22 protein-coding genes are annotated in these 21669 nt (G+C 64.4%); 1 reads left to right on the forward strand and 21 read right to left on the reverse strand.

All coding sequences use genetic code 11. The features are described from left to right. Nucleotides 1-49: 49 nt before the first annotated feature. From feoB to AB6M95_RS04150, 3 genes are read right to left on the reverse strand one after another with little or no spacing between them, the layout of a single operon-like run. The gene (gene feoB / locus AB6M95_RS04140) at nucleotides 50-2185 is read right to left on the reverse strand and encodes a ferrous iron transport protein B (protein WP_371385471.1); all 2136 of its coding nucleotides are present in this window, start codon (nucleotides 2183-2185) and stop codon (nucleotides 50-52) included. Nucleotides 2186-2189: 4 nt separating this feature from the next. After that, a complete protein-coding gene (locus AB6M95_RS04145; protein ID WP_371385472.1) occupies nucleotides 2190-2432 on the reverse strand; it encodes a FeoA family protein in 243 nt (80 codons plus the stop codon). Nucleotides 2433-2491: 59 nt separating this feature from the next. After that, the gene (locus AB6M95_RS04150; protein ID WP_371385473.1) at nucleotides 2492-2674 is read right to left on the reverse strand and encodes a FeoB-associated Cys-rich membrane protein; all 183 of its coding nucleotides are present in this window, start codon (nucleotides 2672-2674) and stop codon (nucleotides 2492-2494) included. Nucleotides 2675-2938: 264 nt separating this feature from the next. Here AB6M95_RS04150 and AB6M95_RS04155 point away from each other — a divergent pair, with 264 nt between their 5' ends. Then, nucleotides 2939-3112 (forward strand): hypothetical protein, encoded by a 174-nt coding sequence (locus tag AB6M95_RS04155; RefSeq protein WP_371385474.1) that lies wholly within the window; start codon nucleotides 2939-2941, stop codon nucleotides 3110-3112. A 10-nt stretch (nucleotides 3113-3122) separates the two neighbouring features. Here the strand turns inward: AB6M95_RS04155 and AB6M95_RS04160 are convergent, their stop codons facing one another. The 18 genes from AB6M95_RS04160 to AB6M95_RS04245 all read right to left on the reverse strand — a co-directional run bounded on the left by AB6M95_RS04160 (nucleotide 3123) and on the right by AB6M95_RS04245 (nucleotide 21665). Continuing rightward, complete coding sequence (locus tag AB6M95_RS04160; protein ID WP_371385475.1) at nucleotides 3123-4466, reverse strand: surface carbohydrate biosynthesis protein; 1344 nt, start codon at nucleotides 4464-4466, stop codon at nucleotides 3123-3125. A gap of 18 nt (nucleotides 4467-4484) precedes the next feature. Then, complete coding sequence (locus AB6M95_RS04165) at nucleotides 4485-5699, reverse strand: N-acetyl sugar amidotransferase (RefSeq protein WP_371385476.1); 1215 nt, start codon at nucleotides 5697-5699, stop codon at nucleotides 4485-4487. Nucleotides 5700-5703: 4 nt separating this feature from the next. Further along, a complete protein-coding gene (gene hisH / locus AB6M95_RS04170; RefSeq protein WP_371385477.1) occupies nucleotides 5704-7245 on the reverse strand; it encodes an imidazole glycerol phosphate synthase subunit HisH in 1542 nt (513 codons plus the stop codon). Between the two features lie 70 nt (nucleotides 7246-7315). Continuing rightward, nucleotides 7316-8119 carry an SDR family oxidoreductase gene (locus tag AB6M95_RS04175; RefSeq protein ID WP_371385478.1) on the reverse strand — a complete coding sequence of 268 codons (804 nt, stop codon included), beginning with the start codon at nucleotides 8117-8119 and terminating at the stop codon, nucleotides 7316-7318. Further along, entirely contained in the window at nucleotides 8116-8805 is a 690-nt protein-coding gene (locus tag AB6M95_RS04180) for an acylneuraminate cytidylyltransferase family protein (protein ID WP_371385479.1), read from the reverse strand. The genes AB6M95_RS04175 and AB6M95_RS04180 overlap by 4 nt, the downstream gene beginning before the upstream one ends. Next, complete coding sequence (locus tag AB6M95_RS04185) at nucleotides 8802-9713, reverse strand: Gfo/Idh/MocA family protein (RefSeq protein ID WP_371385480.1); 912 nt, start codon at nucleotides 9711-9713, stop codon at nucleotides 8802-8804. The genes AB6M95_RS04180 and AB6M95_RS04185 overlap by 4 nt, the downstream gene beginning before the upstream one ends. A gap of 4 nt (nucleotides 9714-9717) precedes the next feature. Then, the gene (locus tag AB6M95_RS04190; RefSeq protein WP_371385481.1) at nucleotides 9718-10785 is read right to left on the reverse strand and encodes a nucleotidyltransferase family protein; all 1068 of its coding nucleotides are present in this window, start codon (nucleotides 10783-10785) and stop codon (nucleotides 9718-9720) included. A gap of 8 nt (nucleotides 10786-10793) precedes the next feature. Continuing rightward, nucleotides 10794-11969 (reverse strand): UDP-N-acetylglucosamine 2-epimerase, encoded by a 1176-nt coding sequence (gene neuC, locus AB6M95_RS04195; protein ID WP_371385482.1) that lies wholly within the window; start codon nucleotides 11967-11969, stop codon nucleotides 10794-10796. Then, nucleotides 11966-12982, reverse strand: coding sequence for an N-acetylneuraminate synthase (neuB, locus tag AB6M95_RS04200; protein ID WP_371385483.1), 1017 nt, complete (start codon nucleotides 12980-12982; stop codon nucleotides 11966-11968). Before neuB ends, neuC begins: the two co-directional genes overlap by 4 nt. Nucleotides 12983-12984: 2 nt before the next feature. Further along, entirely contained in the window at nucleotides 12985-14103 is a 1119-nt protein-coding gene (locus tag AB6M95_RS04205; RefSeq protein ID WP_371385484.1) for a LegC family aminotransferase, read from the reverse strand. 8 nt (nucleotides 14104-14111) lie between these two features. Beyond that, on the reverse strand, nucleotides 14112-15122 hold the full coding sequence (locus AB6M95_RS04210; RefSeq protein WP_371385485.1) for an NAD-dependent 4,6-dehydratase LegB: 1011 nt from the start codon (nucleotides 15120-15122) through the stop codon (nucleotides 14112-14114). A 115-nt stretch (nucleotides 15123-15237) separates the two neighbouring features. Continuing rightward, nucleotides 15238-16269 carry a glycosyltransferase family 9 protein gene (locus tag AB6M95_RS04215; RefSeq protein ID WP_371385486.1) on the reverse strand — a complete coding sequence of 344 codons (1032 nt, stop codon included), beginning with the start codon at nucleotides 16267-16269 and terminating at the stop codon, nucleotides 15238-15240. Nucleotides 16270-16410: 141 nt separating this feature from the next. Next, nucleotides 16411-17637 carry a methyltransferase domain-containing protein gene (locus tag AB6M95_RS04220; RefSeq protein WP_371385487.1) on the reverse strand — a complete coding sequence of 409 codons (1227 nt, stop codon included), beginning with the start codon at nucleotides 17635-17637 and terminating at the stop codon, nucleotides 16411-16413. Nucleotides 17638-17655: 18 nt separating this feature from the next. Further along, nucleotides 17656-18180 carry a dTDP-4-dehydrorhamnose 3,5-epimerase gene (gene rfbC, locus AB6M95_RS04225; RefSeq protein ID WP_371385488.1) on the reverse strand — a complete coding sequence of 175 codons (525 nt, stop codon included), beginning with the start codon at nucleotides 18178-18180 and terminating at the stop codon, nucleotides 17656-17658. Beyond that, on the reverse strand, nucleotides 18177-19232 hold the full coding sequence (rfbG, locus tag AB6M95_RS04230) for a CDP-glucose 4,6-dehydratase (protein WP_371385489.1): 1056 nt from the start codon (nucleotides 19230-19232) through the stop codon (nucleotides 18177-18179). Before rfbG ends, rfbC begins: the two co-directional genes overlap by 4 nt. 4 nt (nucleotides 19233-19236) lie before the next feature. Beyond that, entirely contained in the window at nucleotides 19237-20016 is a 780-nt protein-coding gene (gene rfbF, locus AB6M95_RS04235; RefSeq protein ID WP_371385490.1) for a glucose-1-phosphate cytidylyltransferase, read from the reverse strand. A gap of 14 nt (nucleotides 20017-20030) precedes the next feature. Continuing rightward, nucleotides 20031-20768, reverse strand: a complete 738-nt coding sequence (locus tag AB6M95_RS04240) for a cephalosporin hydroxylase family protein (RefSeq protein ID WP_371385491.1) — start codon at nucleotides 20766-20768, stop codon at nucleotides 20031-20033. 51 nt (nucleotides 20769-20819) lie between these two features. Beyond that, complete coding sequence (locus AB6M95_RS04245) at nucleotides 20820-21665, reverse strand: NAD-dependent epimerase/dehydratase family protein (protein ID WP_371385492.1); 846 nt, start codon at nucleotides 21663-21665, stop codon at nucleotides 20820-20822. Nucleotides 21666-21669 lie beyond the last annotated feature (4 nt).

Consider the following 21669-nt stretch of genomic DNA (forward strand, 5'->3'; position numbering starts at 1 on the left):
AAAAGGGAGTCCCGAAGGACTCCCCTTTCCTGATTTGGAGGTGGTAACGTTAGAGGAATGCTTTCGATATGTTGAATGCCAGCACTGCCATGACGAAGGCCAGGCCGGTGGACCCGACCACGCTGAAGGCGGCCCAGCGCCAGCTCGATTCCCGGGCCATGGTCACCACGGTGACGAAGCAGGGGGCGTAGAGCATGGTGAAGATGATCAGGGCGATGGCCGTGGCTGCGGAGAAGTCCGGGTCGGCCACCAGGCGGTCGGACAGGGGCTGCGCCTCTTCGGTGTCCACTTCACCAAGGGAGTAGGCCGTGCCCAGGGTGGAGACGATGACCTCCTTGGCCGCGAAGCCGCCGGTCAGGGCGATATTCACCCGCCAGTTGAAGCCGGCCAGTTTGGTCACGGGTTCCAGCGCGGTGCCGATGCGGCCCGCGTAGGTGTGGCGGACGGCCTCTTCGGCCTCGGCGTTGTCGATGGTCGTGACCTGCTCCTCGCTTTGGGCCGCCGCGCGCTGCGCCTCGTAGTGGGCCACGCGGTCGGCGGGCAGTTCGGGGAAGGTCATCATGGCCCAGAGAAGGATGGAGATACCCAGGATGACGGTTCCGGCCTTCTTGGCGTATTCCCAGGTGCGCTCCCAGGTGTGGATGAGCACGCCCTGGAGGGTGGGCATGCGGTAGGGAGGCAGCTCCATGACGAATGGGGTGGACGCGCCCTTGATGACCGTGGAGCGGAGCACCCGCGCCACGAGCAGGGCCATGGCCCAGGCGGACAGGGTGATGACCAGCATGACCGTGGCCGAGTCCTCGGGGAAGAAGGCGGCGGCGAGCATGAGGAAGACGGGCACCTTGGCGCCGCAGGTCATGTACGGGGCCACGAACAGGGTGGCCAGCTTCTCCTTGGGCGAGCGCAGGGTGCGGGTGGCCATGACGCCGGGCACGGCGCAGCCGCCCGCGATGCCGCCGGACACGATGAACGGCAGCACCGAGGTGCCGTGCAGGCCGAATATCTTGAAGATGCGGTCGAGCATGTAGGCCATGCGGGCGATGTAGCCGGAGTCCTCCAGGGCCGAGATCATCAGGAACATGAACATGATCAGCGGCACGAAGCCGAGCACGCCGCCCACGCCGTCGATGATGCCGGAGACGATCAGCGACTGCAGGTGTCCGGGAGGCAGGAGGTTGGTGGCCGTGTCGCCGAGCAGTCCGAAGAGCGACTCCAGCCAGCCCATGGGGATCTCGCCTACGGCGAAGGTGATTTCATAGATGAGATAGACGATGCCGAGCATGATCAGCGGGCCGAGGACCTTGTGGGTCAGAACCTTGTCCATCTTGTCGGAGCGGCTGATGCGGTCTTCGCTGGAGGCGGGGTAGGTGACCACGTCCTTGATCATGGAGGCGATGAACCCGTAGCGGTAGTCGGCGATGAGCGCGTCGGGCCGCATGTTCAGGGTCTTCTGGGTGTGCTCGGCCACCTCGCGGGCCATGGCTTCGAGCTTATCCGAGAGCATGGTGTTGGCCATACGCCCCTTGACGATGACGTCCTCGTCCCGTTCCAGGTATTTGATGCCGGTCCAGCGGGCGGGCACCCTGTCGGTCAGGAACTCGGCCTCGGCAATCAGCTTCTCCATCTCGCACAGGACCGGGTCCAGGTCCGGGCCGTAGGAGATGTTCAGGGCCTTCCATTCACCGGTCTGGCTCTTGGCCACATCCAGGGTGGAGCGCAGCAGTTCCTGAGCCCCCTGGCCGGAGCGGGCCACGGTCTCGATCACGGCGCAGCCGGACAGCTCCTCCAGCCGCGCGCTGTCGATCCGTTTGCCGGACTTGCGCACCTCGTCCATCATGTTCAGGCCGAGGATGAGCGGTACGCCCAGTTCCATGATCTGCACGGCCAGGTAGAGGTTTCGTTCCAGGGCATCGGCGTTCATGATGTCGATGACCGCCTGGGGCCGGTCGTCCACCAGGAAGTTCCGGGCGACCAGTTCCTCCTGGGTGTAGGCGGTCAGGGAATAGGTTCCGGGCAGGTCTACAAGCTCCACGGAATCGGAACCGGCGTGGATGTGGCCGATTTTTTTCTCGACGGTCACGCCGGGCCAGTTGGCCACATGCTGACGAGCCCCGGTCAGGGCGTTGAACATGGTGGTCTTGCCGCAGTTCGGGTTGCCTGCGATGCCGATGGTGTATGTACCCATGCGTCTAGTCCTCCAGGGGGGTGACGGTGATGTGGTCGGCCTCGCTGTTGCGCAAGGTCAGCGTGAAGTCGCGGAGCCGGAGGGCCACGGGATCGCGCAGGGGCGCCTTGCCGATGACCGTGACCTCGGTGCCGGGGATGAGTCCCATGTCGCGGATGCGGCGGCCGAGCTCGCCGTCCGCGCTGACCGTCCTGATTTTGAGTTTCTGGTTGACCCTGGCTTTGCGTAAACACATGTCTTGTGCCATTGCGATGATCCTCGAAGAGCGTTTGTTGAGAATTGTTCTCAACGTTTGTTCAAAAAAAATTACCTTGAGCCGCAGCAGTCGTGCTTGCCGGGGCTGTCCTTGATGCCGGAGCATGAACCGGACTGCCCACAGCCGCCACATCCGCAGCCGGGCTGCTTGGCGGTGAAGGAGCGCAGGATCCTGCGGCCCACGAAAAAGGCCGCTATGGCGACGATGGCCACGACAATGATCGTATCGAGCATATGATTTCCCCCAAAGTTTCTTCCGGCAGCGTTGCCGGACATTCACTTGATAGTGATGTTGAGAATCAGTGTCAAGTGAAAAACCATAAAAAAACGCGGGGCGGGACGAGTGGGTGATGGCCCCCGTATTCCTTGTCCTTCGCCGTGTTTTGTGGTCATATGCCAGCGTTTGCGCGCGGATGATAATGGTATTGGCCGCGCACGGCAACCGCTAACAACAGACCTGTCACGGAGAGCCTTATGGATGATGACGGAAGGGATTTCATGCAATGGATCGATGTCCTGGCCAAGGGCATTATCGCAGGCTGCGCCATCGGCTATCTCTTCAGCTTCACGGGCATGATGTCCCCGGGCAAGGCCGTGGCCCTGGGCGGCCTGGCCGGCTGCCTCGCGTCCATCACCTTCAAGAACCGGCAGGACGACAAGAAAGACAAGTAGCGGTCGGCCGTCAGTCGCGCGGCGTGATCAGGAAGGTGTTCAGGCACAGCTGCTTCACCGCCACCTCCGGCAGGCCTGGCTCGCAGCGGCGGAGCCTTTCTAGTAGTCGGCTGATCTCTTCCAAGGAAATTCTCGGAAATTTGTTCAGGGCGTAGCGAACCTTACGCCCGTTCTTGCCGGGTTGGCGCGCGCGGAGGAGCTTGCTCACGTACTTGCGCCAGCATTTGGCGCTTTCCCATGCCCCCAGGGGGGCGGGAAGCCATGTCTCGCGGTCCTTGCCGTATTCGGCGGCCAGTCCGGCAATGGTTTGGGCCGCGCTGTCGACGCTGTTGGCGAGGTACGGGGCGAGGATCTCCAGCTGGGCTTGGCGCGTCTCTTCAGGCATGGAGCCCGAACGGATGACGTCGGCCACTTCATCCGGATTCGTGGTCTTCACTCCCAGCGAGGGCATGATCGGGGCCATGGCTCGCTTGTTGTAGTGGGGCCGGTACTGGATGACCGGACAGCCCATGAGCAGGGCCTCCATGCCTGTCGTGCAGTCATGGTGGATGACGAACCCGGCCGAGGCGATCCATTCCCGGGCCGTTCCTTTCTTTTCCACGAAAACATTTTTCAGCCCGGCGAGCCTGTCGGAGTAGAAGGAAGCGTCTTCGCCGGGGTGCGGGCGGATGATGACGTGCCGTTCCGGGAAGAAGCCCGAGAGCTTGGCGGCCAGATCGACCACGGCGTCCAGCATCAGCTTCTGGTGGTCGTGGATGCCCTGCTGGATGGCCAGGTACTCGGGGTCGGCGTAGATCTTCCACTCATCCATCCTGGACAGCATCTTCATGTACCGCTCGAAGCCCATGATGTTGTTGGCATAGGCGAAGCTGGTATTGATGAGCACGTAGTCTCGGCCATGTTCTTCAATGATGGCTGGGTTTTCATGCAGGGGCTTGAACCTCGGCTGGATGAGGTCGAAGGGCGGGTAGCCCGTGGCCCGGATGCGGTCATGGACCTCTTCCGGGAATACGGACCTGAGGTCCCGGACCTGGCGTTCCCCCCAGGTGCAGATGAGGGAGACGCAGTGGGCGATGCGCGTGAAGTTGTCCAGGGTCTGCTGCTCCTGGGCGACGTGCATGCCCTCGGGATTGACGTTGAAGACGACGCCGCCGTCCCGGAGAATGGTTTCGTTGATCCCGACGGACTGGTCGCTGTCGAAGTAGAGCACCGGCTTGCCGCAGCCCACCACGTACTCGTTGACCATGCGTTCGCCGATGAGCGTGGGCATGCCCTTGGCCGCCAGATGCAGGGACTGGTAGAGCATGCCGTTCAGTTCCCTGACGGCTATTTCAAGCGGAATGGCGCAGAGCATGGTTCAGGCGTTCCCGGGCTAGAGATCCTCGACCAGGTATTTCAGCTTCCAGTCGGTGCCGGTCTTCTCCCACAGGTGGGGCGTGCGGAAATGGTCCGCAATCTGCCAGAAGTGGGCCACATCCATGTCGAGGTAGTCCATGAATTCCGTGAAGTACTTCTGCGGGAACTCCCCGTCGTAGCGGTGCACCAGGGCGACGGCTTCCTCGCGGGTGATGTGCTTGCTGCGCACCTCCATGGATGCGTCGCGGGTCGTGCGGCCCATGCCGAACTTGAGGTAGCCGAACCAGAAATGGAACCCGTCGGTCTTGTCGTCGAGGCTGGCGTACTTGGTGTACGTTCCCTCGCTGCGTTCCGGGTTGGTTTCGAAACCGGAATGCTCCACCGCGCAGTAGTAGTTCTCCTGGGGAATCCACTTCTTGTAGTAGGAGAACCAGTGCATTTCCAGGCCGAGCTTCTCGACGGTTTCGGGCGGCGGGGCCTTGTAGATGTCGAGCGAGCGGGGGAGCAGTTCGCCCTGCTCGAACACGCCGCATTCCTTGCCGATCTGGGCAAGCTCGTCCACGCCGTTGCCGCGGAAGTAGAGGTCTTTCCAGTCGCGGATGTCCTCGCAGGCCTTGTCCAGGGCGTGGAGGCTGCCGCCGTACTCCAGCTCGCCGTTCTCCCCGTAGAAGACCAGCGGGATGTTGAAGCGGTGGGCGATCTGCATGGCGAAGGCCTTCTGTCCCCAGGCAAAGGGGTCCCAGGCGTCGCCGTTGCATTCCAGGGCGGTGCGCGACAGCTTCCGGTGGATGATGCCGTCGGGCATGCAGAAGATGTTGTCGTAGCCGGAGTGCACGAACTGTTCGTAATTCCGGCGGCCGATGTCCGTGTACATGAACGGCGTCCAGGTGACGGTCAACGGGTGCATGTCATACTGGTGCTTGAGCATGTAGGCCACGTAGGCCGAATCCTTGCCGCCGCTGGAGGGGACGATGCAGTCGTAGCTGCCGTCCTTGGAGCGGTGCCTGTTCAGCAGTTCGACCAGTTCCTTTTCGCGTTCGTCCCAGTTGAGCGTCTCCTTGATCTCCGCATAGCGGCAGGCGGAACAGATGCCTTCCTCGTCGAAGGTGATGCGGGGGCGCTGGTTGGACGTCACGCAGCGTTTGCAGAATTTGACCTCACGCGGGAGGTTGGGGAGCTGATTGTCCGCAATGGGAAACCCGGACGGCTGTTTCTTGAAAAGTGGTTTCATCTTCTTACTTCTCTTTTTCTATGAATGCCTTGAGGATGGACAGTCCATCCGGGCCGCTGAGTTCGGGATGGAACTGGCAACCGCAGATGTTGCCCCTTCTTACGGCCGACACGAAGCGCGCGGGGCCGTAGTTCGTGACGCTCAGCACGTGGGCTTCGTCATCGGGCCTGGCTACGTACGTATGGACGAAATAGGCCGAGGCTCCCTCGGAAATATCCTTGAATTCGGTCCCGGTCCAATCCCGGCCGTCGGATTCGAGGCCGGCCCATCCGATATGGGGGACAGGGACTTCCCCGTTCGGTTCGCCGTCGAACATGTGCTCCACGGAACCGGGAATCAGGCCCAGGCCTTCATGTTCGCCGAATTCACGGCTTTTGGAAAGCAGAAGTTGCATGCCCAGACAGATGCCCAGGGTGGGACGGTTCTCCCTGCCCCGTCGCTGCAGCACCTCCACCAGTCCCCGCTCGCGCAGGTTGCGCATGCCGTCGCCGAAGGCGCCCACGCCGGGCAGGATGACCTTGTCCGCCTTGTCGATGGCGTCCCTGTCGTCGGTGACCAGCGGCTCCACGCCGGTCAGGCAGCGGATGGCGCGGCTGAGGTTGAACAGGTTGCCGATGCCGTAGTCCACCACCACGACCTTCTGCGGGGCCGTCGTGTTGCAGCGCAGGGCTTCCGTGGGCCGGTCCATCCGGCAGCGGCAGCCCGAAGCGACCAGGGCGTCCTTGGCGTCTGAGACCGAATGGCAGGTGATCTTGCCTTCCAGGTAGGCGATGGTCCTGGTCCGGGACTGTTCGATGAAGGAGGTGTTGCCCTCGCTGGCGAACCGGCCCGTGTCCTTGAGCTCTTCCAGGCGGTTGTAGTGGAACATGGAGGCCGCGCTGATCGCGCCGGTGCCGATGGCCTTGGCCCCGGCGACAAGGTGGTCCAGGTTCCCGGCCCCGCCCGAGGCGATGACCGGGATGTTGACCGCCGCGCTGACCATCTCAAGCAGTTCGAGATCGTAGCCCTGTCCGGTCCCTTCGTTGTCCTCGCTGGTCAGCAGGATTTCTCCGGCCCCACGGTCCACGGCTTCCCTGACCCATTCCACGACCTCGCGGCCGGAGTTCTCCCGTGCGTTGGTATGGAGGCATGTGTAGGTTCCGTCCGGCAGCCTCTTGGCTTCGATGGAGAGCACGATGCACTGGGAACCGAAGGTTTTGGCCCCCTCGGTGATCAGTTCGGGCTTTTCGAAGAGGGCGGTGTTGATGGCCACCTTGTCCGCTCCAGCCCGCAGCAGTTCGCGGATGTCGTCCACACTGCGGATGCCGCCCCCCACCGTCAGGGGGATGAAGATGTTGCTGGCCGTTCTGCTGACGATCTCCCGGAGGTTGCTCCGGCCGTAAAGCGAAGCGACCAGGTCCATGTAGATGAGCTCGTCGGCCCCGTTCATGTAATATTTGTGCGCGAAGTCCTCGGGTTTGCCGAGGACGCGCAGCCCTTCCAGGTGGACGCCTTTGACCAGGTTCGGGCCTTTGATGTCCAGCCTCGGGATAACGCGTATGTTCATGGGAGTAGGTAACTACCAAGCCGCTTTACGCCCGTCAACTGAAGGGCATTTCGGCTTTTAGTTTAAAAGGTTACCAGGCGGTCCAGCCGCCGTCGACCATCAGGTTCTGGCCGGTGACGTAGGCGGACAGGTCGCTGGCGAGGAAGAGCAGGGCGCCCTTCATGTCCTCTTCGGTGGCCATGCGTCCCATGGGGGTCCTGGCCTCGTAGCGTTCGACGAACTTCGGGTCCTGGCCGCGCGCCACGCCGCCGGGGCAGATGGAGTTGACCCGCACCTCCGGGGCCAGCACCGTGGACAGCCAGCGGGTCAGCTGGATCAGGCCGCCCTTGGAGGCCCCGTAGGCCGCCGGGTTGCCCATCTTGGTGTCGTCGTACAGGGACATGTCCGGGCCGACCACGCCGTAGGTGGAGCCGATATTGACGATGCTCCCGCGTCCGGACCGACGAAGCAGCGGGGTGGCCGCCTTAATCAGGGCGAACGGCGCGGTCAGGTTGGTCTCAAGCGCCGCGCGCCAGGTCTCCACCGACTGCTCCTCGAAGGGAACCACCCAGCCGGTCAGCTTGGAGGTGCCCACAAAGGCGGCGCAGTTGACCAGGATGTCCAGGGAGCCGAGCGCTTCGGCCACCTTGCCGGGGGCCGCGACCACGGCCTTCTCGTCGGCCAGGTCCAGGGGCAGCCCCATGGTCTTGACCGACCATTGCCCGGCCAGCCTGGCGGAGGTCTCCGCCACGCGGCCCGCGTCCATGTCCAGGACGGCGACGTTCGCCCCGGCCTCGGCCAGGGCGTCGCAAAAGGCCTGCCCGATGTGCCCGGCCCCGCCCGTGACCAGGGCGGTCCGGCCGGTCAGGTCCATCAGTTCCTTAATGCTCTTCATTGGTTCCGCTCCATCAGGAATTGCGCAAAGGCGAAATCCTGTTCGGTGTCGATGTCCAGGGCGCGTTCGGGCGGGATGACGACCGCCTTGACCCTTCCCTGGAACACCCCTTCGTGTCGTTTGATGAAATTCGGCGTGGTCACGTAGCAGACCGTGGTCAGGTCGAAGATAGGCGGGGCGTCCTGGCGGCGGGTGATGCGCTCGCCGGGCGGCATGGCGATGGCCGCGTACCCGTCGTCGCCCATGGTGACCATGTTGAAGGAGGGATGGCGCTCGGCGGGCCGGGCCGTGACCACCATGTCGCAGCCGCCTTTCTCGAACAGCTCGATGCAGTCGCGTACGTCCCGGGCGCTGCGCAGGGGCGCGGTGCACGGCAGGGAGACGAACAGGTCGAAGCCGCCTTCCGCCTCCATCATATCCACCGCGTGCCGCCAGGCCAGCCATTCGGGCGAGTCGTCGCGGGCCAGTTCGGCCGGGCGCAGGAACGGGACCTCGGCCCCGTACTCCTCGGCCACGGCCGCGATCTTGGGATCGTCCGTGGACACGATGATCCGGTCGAGCAGGCCGCAGTCCCGGCCCGCGCGGATGGCGTGGGCAATGAGCGGCACCCCGTTCAGGGGGCGGATGTTCTTGCCGGGCACGCCCTTGGAGCCGCCCCGGGCGAAAATGAATCCGTAACGCTTCATGACGCGGATACCCATACCTGTTGTTCGGCGCACTGTTCCAGGGTCTCGATCAGCTCGACCAGGGCCAGCCCCTGCGCGTAGGAGCACGGCGTGGGGTCGCCCACGGCCATGGCCTCCAACTCGCGGCGGTAGGTGACGTCCCGGTCCAAGGGAAATTCCTCCATTGTGCCGTTCACGGTCAGCATGCCCGCCATGAAGTCGGCCCGCAGGGTCATGTCCGCGCAGGTGATGTCGAAGCCGCGATGGGTGGACCGGCTGAGATAGTCCATGTGCACGCCGACCATGGGGCAATGCGCCGTCTCCATGAGCACGGCGAACTGGTCGTCGGAGTCGATTTTGAGGTCGCTGTAGCGGCCGCCCATGGCCGTGGCCCGCTTCCAGCCGCCCAGAAGGAACAGGGCCAGGTCCAGCTCGTGGGACAGGTCGCGCAGCACGCCCCCGCCACGTGCCCGGCTGGCCGAGTAGCTCTTGGTGTAGTCCTGGCCGGGCCGCCAGTCGGGCAGGTACTGGCCCACGGCGAACCGGGCGTTCAGGACCTTGCGCCCGGCGAGCAGCTCGCGGGTGCGGGTGACCATGGGGTGGAAACGCAGGTTGTAGGCCACGAACACGTTGTCGCCGGGGGCGGGGTCGATCTCGCGGACCCGCTCGAAGAGCGGTTTCTCCACCAGGATGCGGCCCGTGAACCCGGCCTTGAGCAGCGCCTTGAGCCCCGCCGCGTGCTCCACCGTGGCCGTGCAGACCACGGCCAGCCAGGGGGCCGTTTCCTCAAGTGCCGCTTGAATGTTCGGGTAGGCCGGGAACGGGCATTCCCGGTTGCGGGTGACGCAGGCGACCTCGTGGCCCATGGACTTGAGCAGGCGCGCGTGGCGCGCACCGATGGAGCCGTAGCCGATGATCAGGGCGTGCATGGTCTTAACAGCCCTCTTCGCGCATACGGAAATGCATGTCGTAGTCGCAGTTGGCCTGGTCGAAGTCCTGTTTGCGGCCGATGTCCATCCAGTACTCGTGGATGGGGAAGGCCGCCGTGGTCTCGCCCCGGTCCATGAGCTTGCCGAACAGAGTGGGCATGTCCAGGTACTCGTTCTGCGGGATGGCCGCGGCCACGTCCGGTTCGAGCACGTAGATGCCCGCGTTGACGAAGAATTTGTGGGTCGGCTTTTCTTCCAGCTTGGTGATGCGGTGGTCCTTCACCTTGACCACGCCGTAGGGCACTTGGATGTCGAAGCGGCGTACGGCCATGGTCGCCTTGGCCCCCTGCTCGCGGTGGAAGGCGAGCATGCCGGGGAAGTCCACCTTGGTCAGCAGGTCGCCGTTCATGACGAAGACGGGCGCGTCCGGCTTCTCGGGGATGAGGCCCACGGCCCCTGCCGTTCCGAGCTGTTTGTCCTCGCGCAGGTAGCGGATCTGCACCCCGTGCTTCGAACCGTCGCCGAAGTATTCCTCGACCATGTCCGCGCGGTAATTGACCGAGATGTAGAACTTGTTGAAGCCGTACTCCGCGAACTGGTCCAGGATGGTCTTGAGCAGGGGTTTGTTGCCCACGTTCAACAGCGGCTTGGGGCAGTCCTCGGTCAGGGGCCGCAGCCGCTGGCCCAGGCCGCCCGCCATGAGCACCACCCAGTTGTCGCGCCGCGCCGGGGTGATGACGTCGAGCAGGGTGCGCAGCCCGGCCACCCGGCCGTCCTCGTCCAGGAGCGGCACCTGGCGGATCTCCCGTTCGCGCATGGTCGCCAGCAGAGAGGTCTGGTCCTCGTCCGGCCGCGCCGAGAAGAAGCCGGTCTCCATGATCTCGGCGGCGGGGGACTCCAGCGTCTTGCCGGCCAGCAGGCCGCGCCGGATGTCGCCGTCGGTGATGACCCCCTTGAGCCTGCCGTCCGCCTCGGTCAGCAGGACGATCTGCAGGTTGATGCGGTTCAGGGTCTCTGCCGCGTCCCGGATGGTGGCCGTGAGCGGGATGACGGCGTCTTTCCATGTATTCATAGGTACCTCTAGTCCTTGGACAGGCGGTAGTCGATGTCGAAGAAGGGCTTGGCCCCGTGGGGCGCGCCCTGTTTCAGGATGTCCAGCATGCGCTGGCTGGTGCCGTATTTTTCATACGGGTTCCGGGCCTGCTTGGCAATGTTCGCCCCCTCGGGCGACAGGGCGCGGCGCAGTGCATGAGCCACGGCGTCGGCGTCGGGCGCGCAGTCGAAAACCGATGCCGCGCGCTCGCGTCCCTTTTGCCGGTCGCCGACGTTGACCGTGGGCACCTTGAAGCTTGGGGCCTCCAGGATGCCCGACGAGGAGTTGCCGACAACGGCTGCGCACAGGCTCATGGCCGAAAGATAGCGGACCAGCCCCAGGGACGGGCTGACCAGGGTGCGCCCTGGAAATTTGTTGTGCAGCCGGGCGGCGCGGGCGTCCACCTGGGAGCCGCCGGGGTCGGCGTTGGCCCCGGTGACGATCGCCTTCAGGGATTCGTCTTCGGTCAGCACGGTTTCGAGCCCGGCGAAGAATCCCTCGGTCTCGGCGGCGCCGTCCTCGGCCAGGGTGACCGGGTGATAGGTCACCAGTAGAAATTTGTCGCCCAGGGAAAAGCCGAGGTCCGCCTCCAGCGCCTTCCGGTCCATGAGGGGGACGGTCGTGACGTTCTCCACGCCGAGCGCGCCCACGTTGAAGACCGTGTCCGGCGACTCGCCCAGCTGGATGACCCGCCTGCGGTAGGGCTCGCAGGAGGTGAAGTGGAGCCGGGAGAGCTTGGTGATGGCGTGGCGGAACTGTTCGTCCACGGCCCCCTCGGTGGTCTCGCCGCCGTGGATGTGGGCCACGGGCACGCCGATGAGGTTCGCGGCCGTGGCGCAGGCCAGGCACTCCCAGCGGTCGCCCAGGAGCACCAGCATGTCCGGCGCGAGCACGTCCAGGGCGCGGGCGCAGCCGGACACCGCCTCGCCCATGGCCAGGGCCACGCCCAGGCGGGAGTCGTCGTCGAGCGGCAGCGGGACCTCGGCCCCGATGGCGAAGCCGTCGGCCCGGATGGCGTCCACGGTGTGGCCGTGGCGCTCGGACAGATGGGTGCCTGAAACGAGCAGGGTCAGTTCCACGTCCGGGTCCGCCTCGAGCCGCTTCAGGAGCGGGGTAAGCAGGCCGTATTCGGCGCGGGTGCCGGTGAAGACGCAGATTCTCACAGCTCGATGCCCTCGCCGGGTTGGAAATCTCGTTTCGCGGGCAGCCCCATGACCTCGTCCCAGCGCATGGGCGAGACGCCGCCGCAGCCGGTTCTACGGGCGGCCACGTTGGCCTCGGAAAACGTCTCGCCCGCCTTGATGGGCGCGGCCGCCACCAGGAACCGCCGGGCGATGTCGATGTTGGCGCGCTCGGAGGGGCTGGGCTGCTTCACGCCGTCGCCCAGGGCCAGCTCCACCTCGCGCACGGAACGGACCATGTCGGTCAGCTCGCTCGGGTCCATGGAGGCCGCGTGGTCCGGGCCGGGCAGGGTCTTGTCCAGGGTGAAATGTTTTTCGATGACCGTCGCGCCCATGGCCGCCGCGGCCACGGCGCAAGTGATGCCCGGCGTGTGGTCCGAGTAGCCCACGCGGCACTCGGGGAAGGTCTCGGCCAGGGTGGCCATGGCCCGCAGGTTGGCGTCGGCCATGGGGGTCGGGTACTGCGTGTTGCAGTGGAGCACGGTGATCCGCGCCGTCGGGGTGCCCGCCCGGGTCAGGACGGTTACGGCGTCGCGCACCTCGTCCAGGGTGGCCATGCCCGTGGACAGGATGACCGGCAGCCCCTTGGCCCCCACCCTGCGCAGGTACGGCAGGTTGGTGATCTCGCCGGACGGGACCTTGATCACCGGCACGCCCATGTCGATGAGCATGTCCAGGCTTTGCGCGTCGAAGGGGGTGGACAGGAAGGCGATGCAGCGCGCCCGGCAGTGGTCCATGAGCAGGGTGTGGGCGTTCACGTCCAGTTCGAGCTTCTTGAGCATCTCGAACTGGGATTCTCCGGCCCCGGACACGGCCTTCTGGTAGTCTGCCTTTTGCGCGGAGCCGGTGACGATCTCCTCGGCCCGGAAGGTCTGGAACTTGACGGCGTCGGCCCCGGCCTCGGCGGCCCGGTCGATGAGCTGCCTCGCCAGCGCCATGTCGCCGTTGTGGTTCACGCCCGCCTCGGCGATGATGAAGATCGGTTCACGCTGCATGGTTACGCCTTGAGCCTCGGCCCGCTGGGCAGGTTCACGGCCCGCTCGGCCAGATCGCGGGCGTTTTTCAGGCCGTCGTTCTCGTGGTCCCTGTACATGGGCAGGTCGGCCATGAGCGCCCACAGGGGCCGGGTCATGACGCCCGCGTCGTTGGACCGGGCCAGGAATTCGTCGCGCCGCTCGCGGTCCTTGAAGAGCACGGTGTTCAGCCAGTAGTTGGACAGGCAGCCTTTCGGGGCGTCCACATAGTCGACGCCGTCCACGCCCGCGAAAAAGTCGCGATAGGCGGCGGCCACGGCCCGCTTGTCGGCCAGGATCTCGTCGAGCTTCTCCATCTGCGCGCAGCCCAGCGCCGCGTTGATGTTGGGCATGCGGTAGTTCCAGGCCACGGCGTCGTGGCGGAACTCCCAGCGGTGCGGGATCTTGGCCGTGGCGGTCATGTGCTTGACGTGCCCGCCCAGCTCCTCGTCGCCCGCCAGGATCACGCCCCCGCCGCCGGTGGTGATGGTCTTGTTGCCGTTGTAGCTGAGCACGCCGAACTTGCCGAAGGTGCCCAGGTGTTGCCCGTCCAGGAAGGAACCCAGCCCCTCGGCCGCGTCCTCCACCACGGGGATACCGCGCTCCGCGCAGATGGCGCAGATTTCGCGGATGCGGCAGGCGTGGCCCAGGATGTGGACCGGTACGCACGCCTTGATCTGCGGAATATCTCCGGGATGGGCGTCCAGCCAGGTCGCAAGTGCCGTGGGGCTCATGCCCAGAGTGTCGGGGTCGGAGTCGATGAAAACGGGGATCGCGCCGGTGTTCGAGATGGCGTTGGCCGTGGCCACGAAGGTCAGCCCCTGGGTCAGAACCAGGTCGCCGTGGCCCACGCCGGCCAGTTCGAGCGCTGCGGTCAGGCCGCAGGTGCCGTTGACCACGGCCACGGCCCGTTTCGCGCCGGTGAAGTCGCGGGTCATCTCCTCGAACCGGGTCACGTATTCGCCCACGCTGGACACGAAGGTGGTGTCGATGCAGTGGGCCAGGTATTCCTTTTCCCGCCCGGTGAAGACCGGGGCGTGCAGGGGAATGAAGGCTTCCGGCTCGCCGTAGAGCTGCCGTATGAATTGGATGATGGCGTCCACGATAGGTCCTAGATGTTGTAGATGTCGGATTTGTAGCGCCGCAGGTTGTCCGGGGCCGCGAACCACTCGGCGGTCAGCTTGAGGCCCCGCTTGAAGCCGTCGAGCCCGCCGAATTCCGGTTCCCAGCCGCACAGCCGCTTGGCTTTCTCGTTGCCCGCGAACAGCCGCTCCACCTCGCTCTTGGCCGGGCGGATGCGCTCCTGCTCGCAGACGATCTCGATGTCCGCGCCCATGACCTCGGCGATGGCCTTGGCCGTGTCGCCGATGGACACCTCGAACCCGCTGCCCACGTTGACCACCTCGCCCACGCAGGCGTCGGACGCGGCCACGGCCTCGAAACCGCGCACCGTGTCGGACACGAAGTTGAAGTCGCGGGTGGGCGTCAGGGCCCCGAGCTTGATCCGCTCGGCCCCGTTTTCGATCTGGGTGATGACCGTGGGGATGACCGCGCGGGCGGACTGCCGGGGGCCGTAGGTGTTGAACGGCCGGATGATGGACACCGGGGTCTCGAAGGCGTTGTAGAAGCTCATGGCGATTTGGTCCGCCCCGATCTTGGTCGCCGAGTAGGGCGACTGGCCCTGGAGCGGGTGGTCCTCGGTGATGGGCACGAACCGCGCCGTGCCGTAGACCTCGCTGGTGGAGGTGACCACGCACCGCTCCACGCCGAGGTCGCGGGCCGCCTGGACGACGTTCAGGGTGCCCTTGACGTTGGTGTCCACGTAGGTGTCCGGGGAGTGGTAGGAGTAGGGGATGGCGATGAGCGCGGCCAGGTGCAGGACCACGTCGCACCCCTTCATGGCCTCGCGCACCCCGTTGGGGTCGCGGATGTCGCCCGCGAAGATCTCCAGGGAGTCCCGGATCTCCTTGGGCGACTCGTCGAGCCAGCCCCAGGAGTTGAAGGAGTTGTACAGGACAAAGGCGCGGACCGAATACCCCTGCCGGACCAGGTGTTCCACCAGGTGGGAGCCGATGAATCCGTCCGACCCGGTGACCAGTATTTTCTTGTTATCGAGATGCATGGTGCTCCAACGGCGTTGGCCGTGAAAATGGCGAATGATGATGCTCCACTGTATATATCCTGTCCCTGCCTATGGCAAGGCGGGGCGGGGCGGGAGGGGCCCGGACGGCGCGGCCCTACTTCAGCTTGAAGGCGAGCAGGCGCAGGGCCTCGTCCAGGCACTCCTCGGGGTGGAAGGTCTCCAGGCATTCCAGGGTCTCGCAGGAGTTCCTGTTGCAGGAGCGGCAGGGCAGCCCCTTGTCCACGCTGGAATGGCGTTCGGACACGGGGCACCAACCGAATCCTGTGGCCCCGTGAATGGCCAGGGACGGGGTGTCCACGGCCACGGCGAAGTGCCGGGGGGCCGAGCAGTTGCCCACGTGCAGGGCGGCCTTTTCCTGGATCGCGGCCATCTCGCGCAGGGTCAGCATGTGCTCGGAGATGACCACGCCCTCGCCCGCCAGTTCGGCCACCTTGCGGGCCACCTCGATCTCGCCGGGGCCGTAGAGAAGGAAGAACTTGAGCTCGGGATGCCGCTCGCGCAGGAGCCTGATCAGTCCGGCGAAGTGGCGCTCGGGCCATTTGCGGGTGATCCGCCGGTGGGACGGGTCGATGGTCACGAAGCGGTTTTCCTCCATGCCCTCGGCCCGGATGAATTCGTCGGCCCAGGCCCGTTCCTCGTCGGTCAGGTAGATCTTGGGCAGCTGGCCGTCCCAGTCGATGCCCAGCGGGCGCAGTATGGACGCCTTGAGCATGGCTGCGTAGCCGTAGATCACGTCGCTGAAATGGGTGTAGAAGAACCGGTTGTACCAGGCCGTGTGCTGGGTCAGCTTGACCGGTGCGTCCGAGAACATGATCACGTACCGGCAGCGGGGCAGCCGCTGGAAGTCCACGATCAGGTCATAGCCGCTGCGCCCCACCTTGCGGTACCAGAGCAGGGCCAGGAAGGGGTTCTTGAGCGCCTTCTTGTCGATGGCCCAGACGTGGGACAGGTGGGGATTGTTCTCCACCACGGGAAGGCACTTCCTTTCGGTCAGCAGATCTATCTCCGCGTCCGGAAAGCGTTCCTTCAGCAGTTGTATGGACGGCGTGGCCAGGAGCACGTCGCCGATCTGCCGGAGTTGGCAGACCAGTATTTTCTTTGGATGCAGATTGGAAATATCGTTCATTGCGGTCAAATCGGTTCTGGAAAGGCGGTAAACCTTCCGTGATCGGTTCGCTGGAGGTATGCACCCATTTTTCGCGGGGCACAAGCCCGCAGTCCGGGTGGCGGTGTGCCCAGGGGCGGTCGGGCAGGGGCGGTTCCGGGGCTAAAGGACCGTCAGCCGGGGGATGGCCGTGACGAAACGGCCGTTCCAGTCCGAGACGTAGGCGTGCTCCTGCATGATTTCCGTCCGGATGTTCCACGGGAGGATGAGGATGTAGTCGGGTCGCCTTTCCCGCAGGGCCTTGGGGTGCAGCACGGGGATGTGGCTTCCGGGCAGGAACAGGCCCTGCTTGTGCGGGGAGGCGTCGACGCAGAAGGATATCAGGTCGTTCTTGATGCCGCAGTAATTGAGCATGGTGTTGCCCTTGGCCGCGGCTCCGTAGGCGGCCACCTGTTTTCCGTCCCGCTTCTGCCGGATGAGGAATTCGAGCAAGTCGGCCTTGACGGCGTCGGCCTTGGCCTGGAACCCGGCGTAGTGGGCGATCGTCTTCATGCCCTTTTCCTCTTCCGTCCGCAGCAGGGCGGGGACGGAGGGCAGGACGGGACGGCCGGTCTCGTCGGCGTGGCGGGCGAATATCCTCAGCGAGCCGCCGTGCGTGGGCAGTTCTTCGACGTCGAAGATGGTCAGCCCGTTCTCCCGGAAGATCCTGTCCACCGAGGTCAGGGAGAGGTAGGAAAAGTGTTCGTGGTAGATGGTGTCGAACTGGTTCTGGTCCATCAGCCGCATGAGGTGGGGGAACTCCATGGTCACGGTCCCGCCTTTTTTCAGCGCGATCCCCAGTCCCTGGACGAAGTCGTTGATGTCCGGGACGTGGGCGAGCACGTTGTTGCCCAGCAGGAGGTCGGGCTGGTTCCCCTCGGCCACAATCCTGCGGGCCAGATCGGTCCCGAAGAACTCGCGCCGGGTGGGGACGCCGATCTTTTCGGCGGCGTCGGCCGTCCCGCCGGTGGGCTCGATGCCCAGGCAGGGGATGCCCTTCTTCACGAACCACTGGAGAAGGTAGCCGTCGTTGGAGGCGATCTCCATGACCATGGAGTCGCCGTCCAGGTTGAAGCGCGCCTCGGCCATGTCCACGTAGCGCCTGGCGTGCTCGACCCAGGAACTGGAAAAGGAGGAGAAGTAGACGTAGTCGTCCGAGAAGATCTCTTGGGAATTCTTGTATTCGTCCACCTGCACGAGGAAGCACTCGGGGCAGACGTAGAGCTTGAGCGGGAAATAGGTCTCCGGATCGTCCAGTTGCGATTGCTTCAGGAAGGAGTTGGACGGCGGCTGGTTCACCAGGTCGATGAACACGTCCTTGAGCGGTGTCTTGCAGTGGCGGCAGTGCATGGCTGATATCTTGTCCGGTTAGAGCAATGGATGGTTTTTGTCTCGTGCCGAGAGGTCGCATACGGGCAGCGGCCACTTGATGCCGAGGGCCGGGTCATCGTGGCGGACCCCGCCTTCACAGTCGGGCGTATAGAAGTCGGTGTGGAAATAGAGCAGCTCGGTGTCGGGCTCCAGGGTTTGGAATCCGTGGGCGAATCCCTCGGGGATCAGCAGGGCGCGGTTGTTCTCGCCCGTTAAAATTTCCCCATGCCAGCGGAGATAGGTCGGCGAGTCCTCGCGCAGGTCCACGGCCACGTCGAAGCACGCGCCTCTGAGGCAGCGGACGATCTTGACCTCGGCGTGCGGCTGGCGCTGGAAGTGCATTCCCCTGACCGCCCCCTTGGCCCTGGTCAGCGAATGGTTGATCTGCGCGATGGGCTTTTCCAGGCCTATTTCGGCGAGCTCGCGGGCGCAGAACAGCCTGGCGAACTGTCCGCGATGGTCCTTGAAGGGCTCCGTCTCGAGAAGGTACAGCCCGTTGAGTTCCAGCGGCGTCGTTTTCAAATCATTTCCTCGAAGGCGTCGATCTGGGCGAGGGTCAGCTCGGCGCAGTCCCGCCCCTGAGCCCAACCCTTGTACCAGGAGCAGGTCCAGTCCAGGGCCTGCTCGAAACCGGTCCTGGGACGCCAGCCGAGGCGCAGGGAGGCCTTGGAGCAGTCCAGCTTGAGGAGGGTCGCCTCGTGCGGATGGTTCCCTTCGTCCAGCTCGTAGCGGGCTCCGTCGCCCCATTTCTCGCTGAATTTCGTGACCACTTCGCCCACGGTGCGGGTGGATTCGTCGGCCGGGCCGAAGTTCCAGCCGCCCTCGAAGGCGTGGCCGTTCTCCACCAGCTCCCTGGCGAGCATGAGGTAGCCGTGCAGCGGCTCCAGCACGTGCTGCCAGGGCCGGGTGGCGCGGAGGGAGCGGATCTTGACCACGTCGTTGCTCGAAAAGGCGCGGACCATGTCCGGGATGAGCCGGTCCCTGGCGAAGTCCCCTCCGCCGATGACGTTGCCGGCCCGGACCGAGGCGACGGCTGTCCGGCCGCTGCCGAAAAAGCTCTTGATGTAGGAGGCGGCTACCAGCTCCGCGCATCCCTTGCTGGCGGAATAGGGGTCGTGCCCGCCCATGGGGTCGTTCTCGCGGTAGCCCCAGATCCATTCCCGGTTGTCGTAGCACTTGTCGCTGGTCACGTTGATCACGGCCCGGACGCACCCGGCGTTGCGCACGGCGTCCAGCACGTTGGCAGTGCCCATGATGTTGGTCTCGAAGGTCGTGAGCGGGTCTTCGTACGAAGGCCGGACCAGGGACTGCGCGGCCATGTGGACGACGATGTCCGGCCGGAAGTCGCGCATGGCTTCCGCCAGGGGGGCGGGCTGGCGGATGTCGCCGCCCAGGCGTCGGACCCTGGACGCCACGTCGGCCAATTCGTGCAGGGACGGCGTCGTGTGCGGCGCCAGCGAGTAGGTGCCCACCTCGGCGCCCATGCGCGTCAGCCACAGGGAGAGCCAGGCCCCCTTGAAGCCGGTGTCGCCCGTCAGGAAGACGCGTTTGCCCTGGTAGAATTCACGCAGCATGGCTTTACCAGACCTTCCACTCGGCCTTGTCCTGATCCCAGAGCTTGTTCAGGTGCTCCGTGTCACGGAGGGTGTCCATGCAGGCCCAGAAGCCTTCGTGGCGGTAGACCATCAACTCCCCTTTGGCGGCCAGATCCTCCAGCGGCCCGTATTCAAGGTCGCAGTCCTCGTCCGGGGTCAGGTAGTCGAAGATCTTCCGGTCGAACACGAAGTAGCCGCCGTTGATCAGCTCGCAGGTGGTGTGCACGGGCTTTTCCTGGAAGGCCAGGACACGGTCCCCGTCGGTCTTGAGCTCGCCGAAGCGCTGGGCCGGGTTGACGCCGGACACGGTGACGATCTTGCCGTGGGAATGGTGGAAGTCGAGAAGGGCGGGGATGTCGATGTTGGCCACGCCGTCGCCGTAGGTCAGCATGAAGGTGTCGCCCTTGACGTACTTTTCCATCTTCTTGATGCGACCGCCCTTGAGGGTGTGCTGGCCGGTGTTCGACATGGTGATGCGCCAGTCGGTCTCCTCATGGCAGCCGTGCATGCAGACGTTGGACCGGTTGCCCAGTTCGAGGGTGATGTCGTTGTTCATCCACTCGTAGTTGACAAAGTAGTCCCGGATCATTTCGCCCTTGTAGCCGAGGGGGAGCAGGAAGTCCGTATGGCCGTAGTGGGCGTAGGTCTTCATGATGTGCCACAGGATCGGCCTGGTGCCGATGTTCACCATCGGCTTGGGACGGAATTCGGTTTCTTCCCTCAGCCTGGTCCCGAGCCCTCCGCAAAGTATGATGACTTCCATGGAATATCCTTTGGTTAATCCCTGACGCACCTGAGGTAGCCGCCGGGCGCCATGCTGATCAGCAGTTTTTCGTCGATGGACTTGACGATTTCGAACCGGCCGTTTTCGGCCAGGAAGGCGTCGACCGCGGTCTTGGGATTGTTGCCCACGGACCAGGGGCGGTTTTCATTGAGGTCGTCGGGGGCGAACTCGACGCTGGTGTCGAAGACCACGAGATAGCTGTCCTTGGTCACGAAGGGGGCGTACAGGCGCAGCTCTTCGAGCACATGGTCGTGCGTGTGGTTCGAGTCGAGGGTGACCAGTATCCGCTTCTTGCCCTTGGCGTGTTTGACGACCTCGGCCACGATGCCCTGGTCGATGGACGAGCCCTGGATCATCTCGATGCGCTTGAACATCTTGTGGGCCTCGATCTCGGCGCGGTTGTGGGCCCGGATGTCGATGTCCACGCCGAGCACGTACGCGTCGCCGCCGATCAGCTCCAGCAGGGAGGCGTAGTATATAAGGGAGCCGCCGTGGGCGATGCCGGTTTCGATGATCAGGTCCGGCTGCACTTCCCAGATCAGCTCCTGCATGGCCACCATGTCCTGCGGGTACTGAATGATGGGCCTGCCCATCCAGGAGAAATTGTAGGAGTACTGGCTGCGCATGGACTGCGCGGTGAAGTCCAGGGCGGTTTCCCTGATGCGGACGTTCTCGCCCTGGGTTCTGATCCTGTCTTCCCGTTCCTTTATGAAAGCCTTGATGGGGTCCATGTCTTGTTCCTGATGAGTTTGCGCGAACTGGCCGTGAAAACCATATGCTGTTTAATTGCCGTATACCCGCTCAAGTTTACTGGTGCTTCCCCAAAACTTGAACGGTTCGTAATCCGGATAGGGATAGTAGCCGAGATTGAGGTCTATGGTTGCGTTTTGTTTACGTATATATTCTTCGACAAGTTCCTGCACCGTCAGGCTCCTGCCGCTGCAGACATTGATTATGCCGGTCACTTCGGTCTGCAACGCGATGGAGGCCAGGGCGTCGGCCAGCTTTTCGACGGGCAGATAGTCCCGGACCTGGTGGCCGCCTGACATGTTGAATGTTTTTTCCCCGTTGTCAATCGCCGTCTGGAGTTGGGCGAACAGCGAGTTCGGATTTTGCCCCTTGCCGTAGGTGTAAAAAAGCCTGGCCCATTGGAACACGGTCCCGTGTCCGGCCGCCGCGTCCCGCAACCGTTGCTGGAGCCGCAGCTTGGCCTGGCCGTAGACCGTATTCGGGTCGGCCTGCATGGTTTCCGACAACTCGCCTTCCTGCAAACCGTATTCGAAGCAGGTGCCGGTCGCCAGCAGGTGCTTCAGCCCGCCTTCCATCAGCCGGGTCAGAAAAAAGGTGTCGGCGGGCAGGTTTTTGTCAAGATGGAAGGAGTCCTTGTAGTTGGGCAGGCCGTGCCAGGCAAGGTGGATCATGCGGTCGGGCGCCCCCAGGGCCTCGAAGGGCGAGTCCGGCGGGGAGAAGATGTCGAGCTCCCGCCAGGTGACGGCGGACGCCCAGGGCCGGTCCAGGGCGGCGTCCCTGTTCCTGTAGGTCGCGATCACCTCCGCGCCTCTTGCCAGGAGAATGGGGATGAGGTGATTGCCGATGAATCCGGTGGCGCCCGTCACGAGTATGCGCACGAGT

Source organism: Pseudodesulfovibrio karagichevae, from assembly GCF_041414475.1.
Classification (GTDB): Bacteria; Desulfobacterota; Desulfovibrionia; order Desulfovibrionales; family Desulfovibrionaceae; genus Pseudodesulfovibrio; species Pseudodesulfovibrio karagichevae.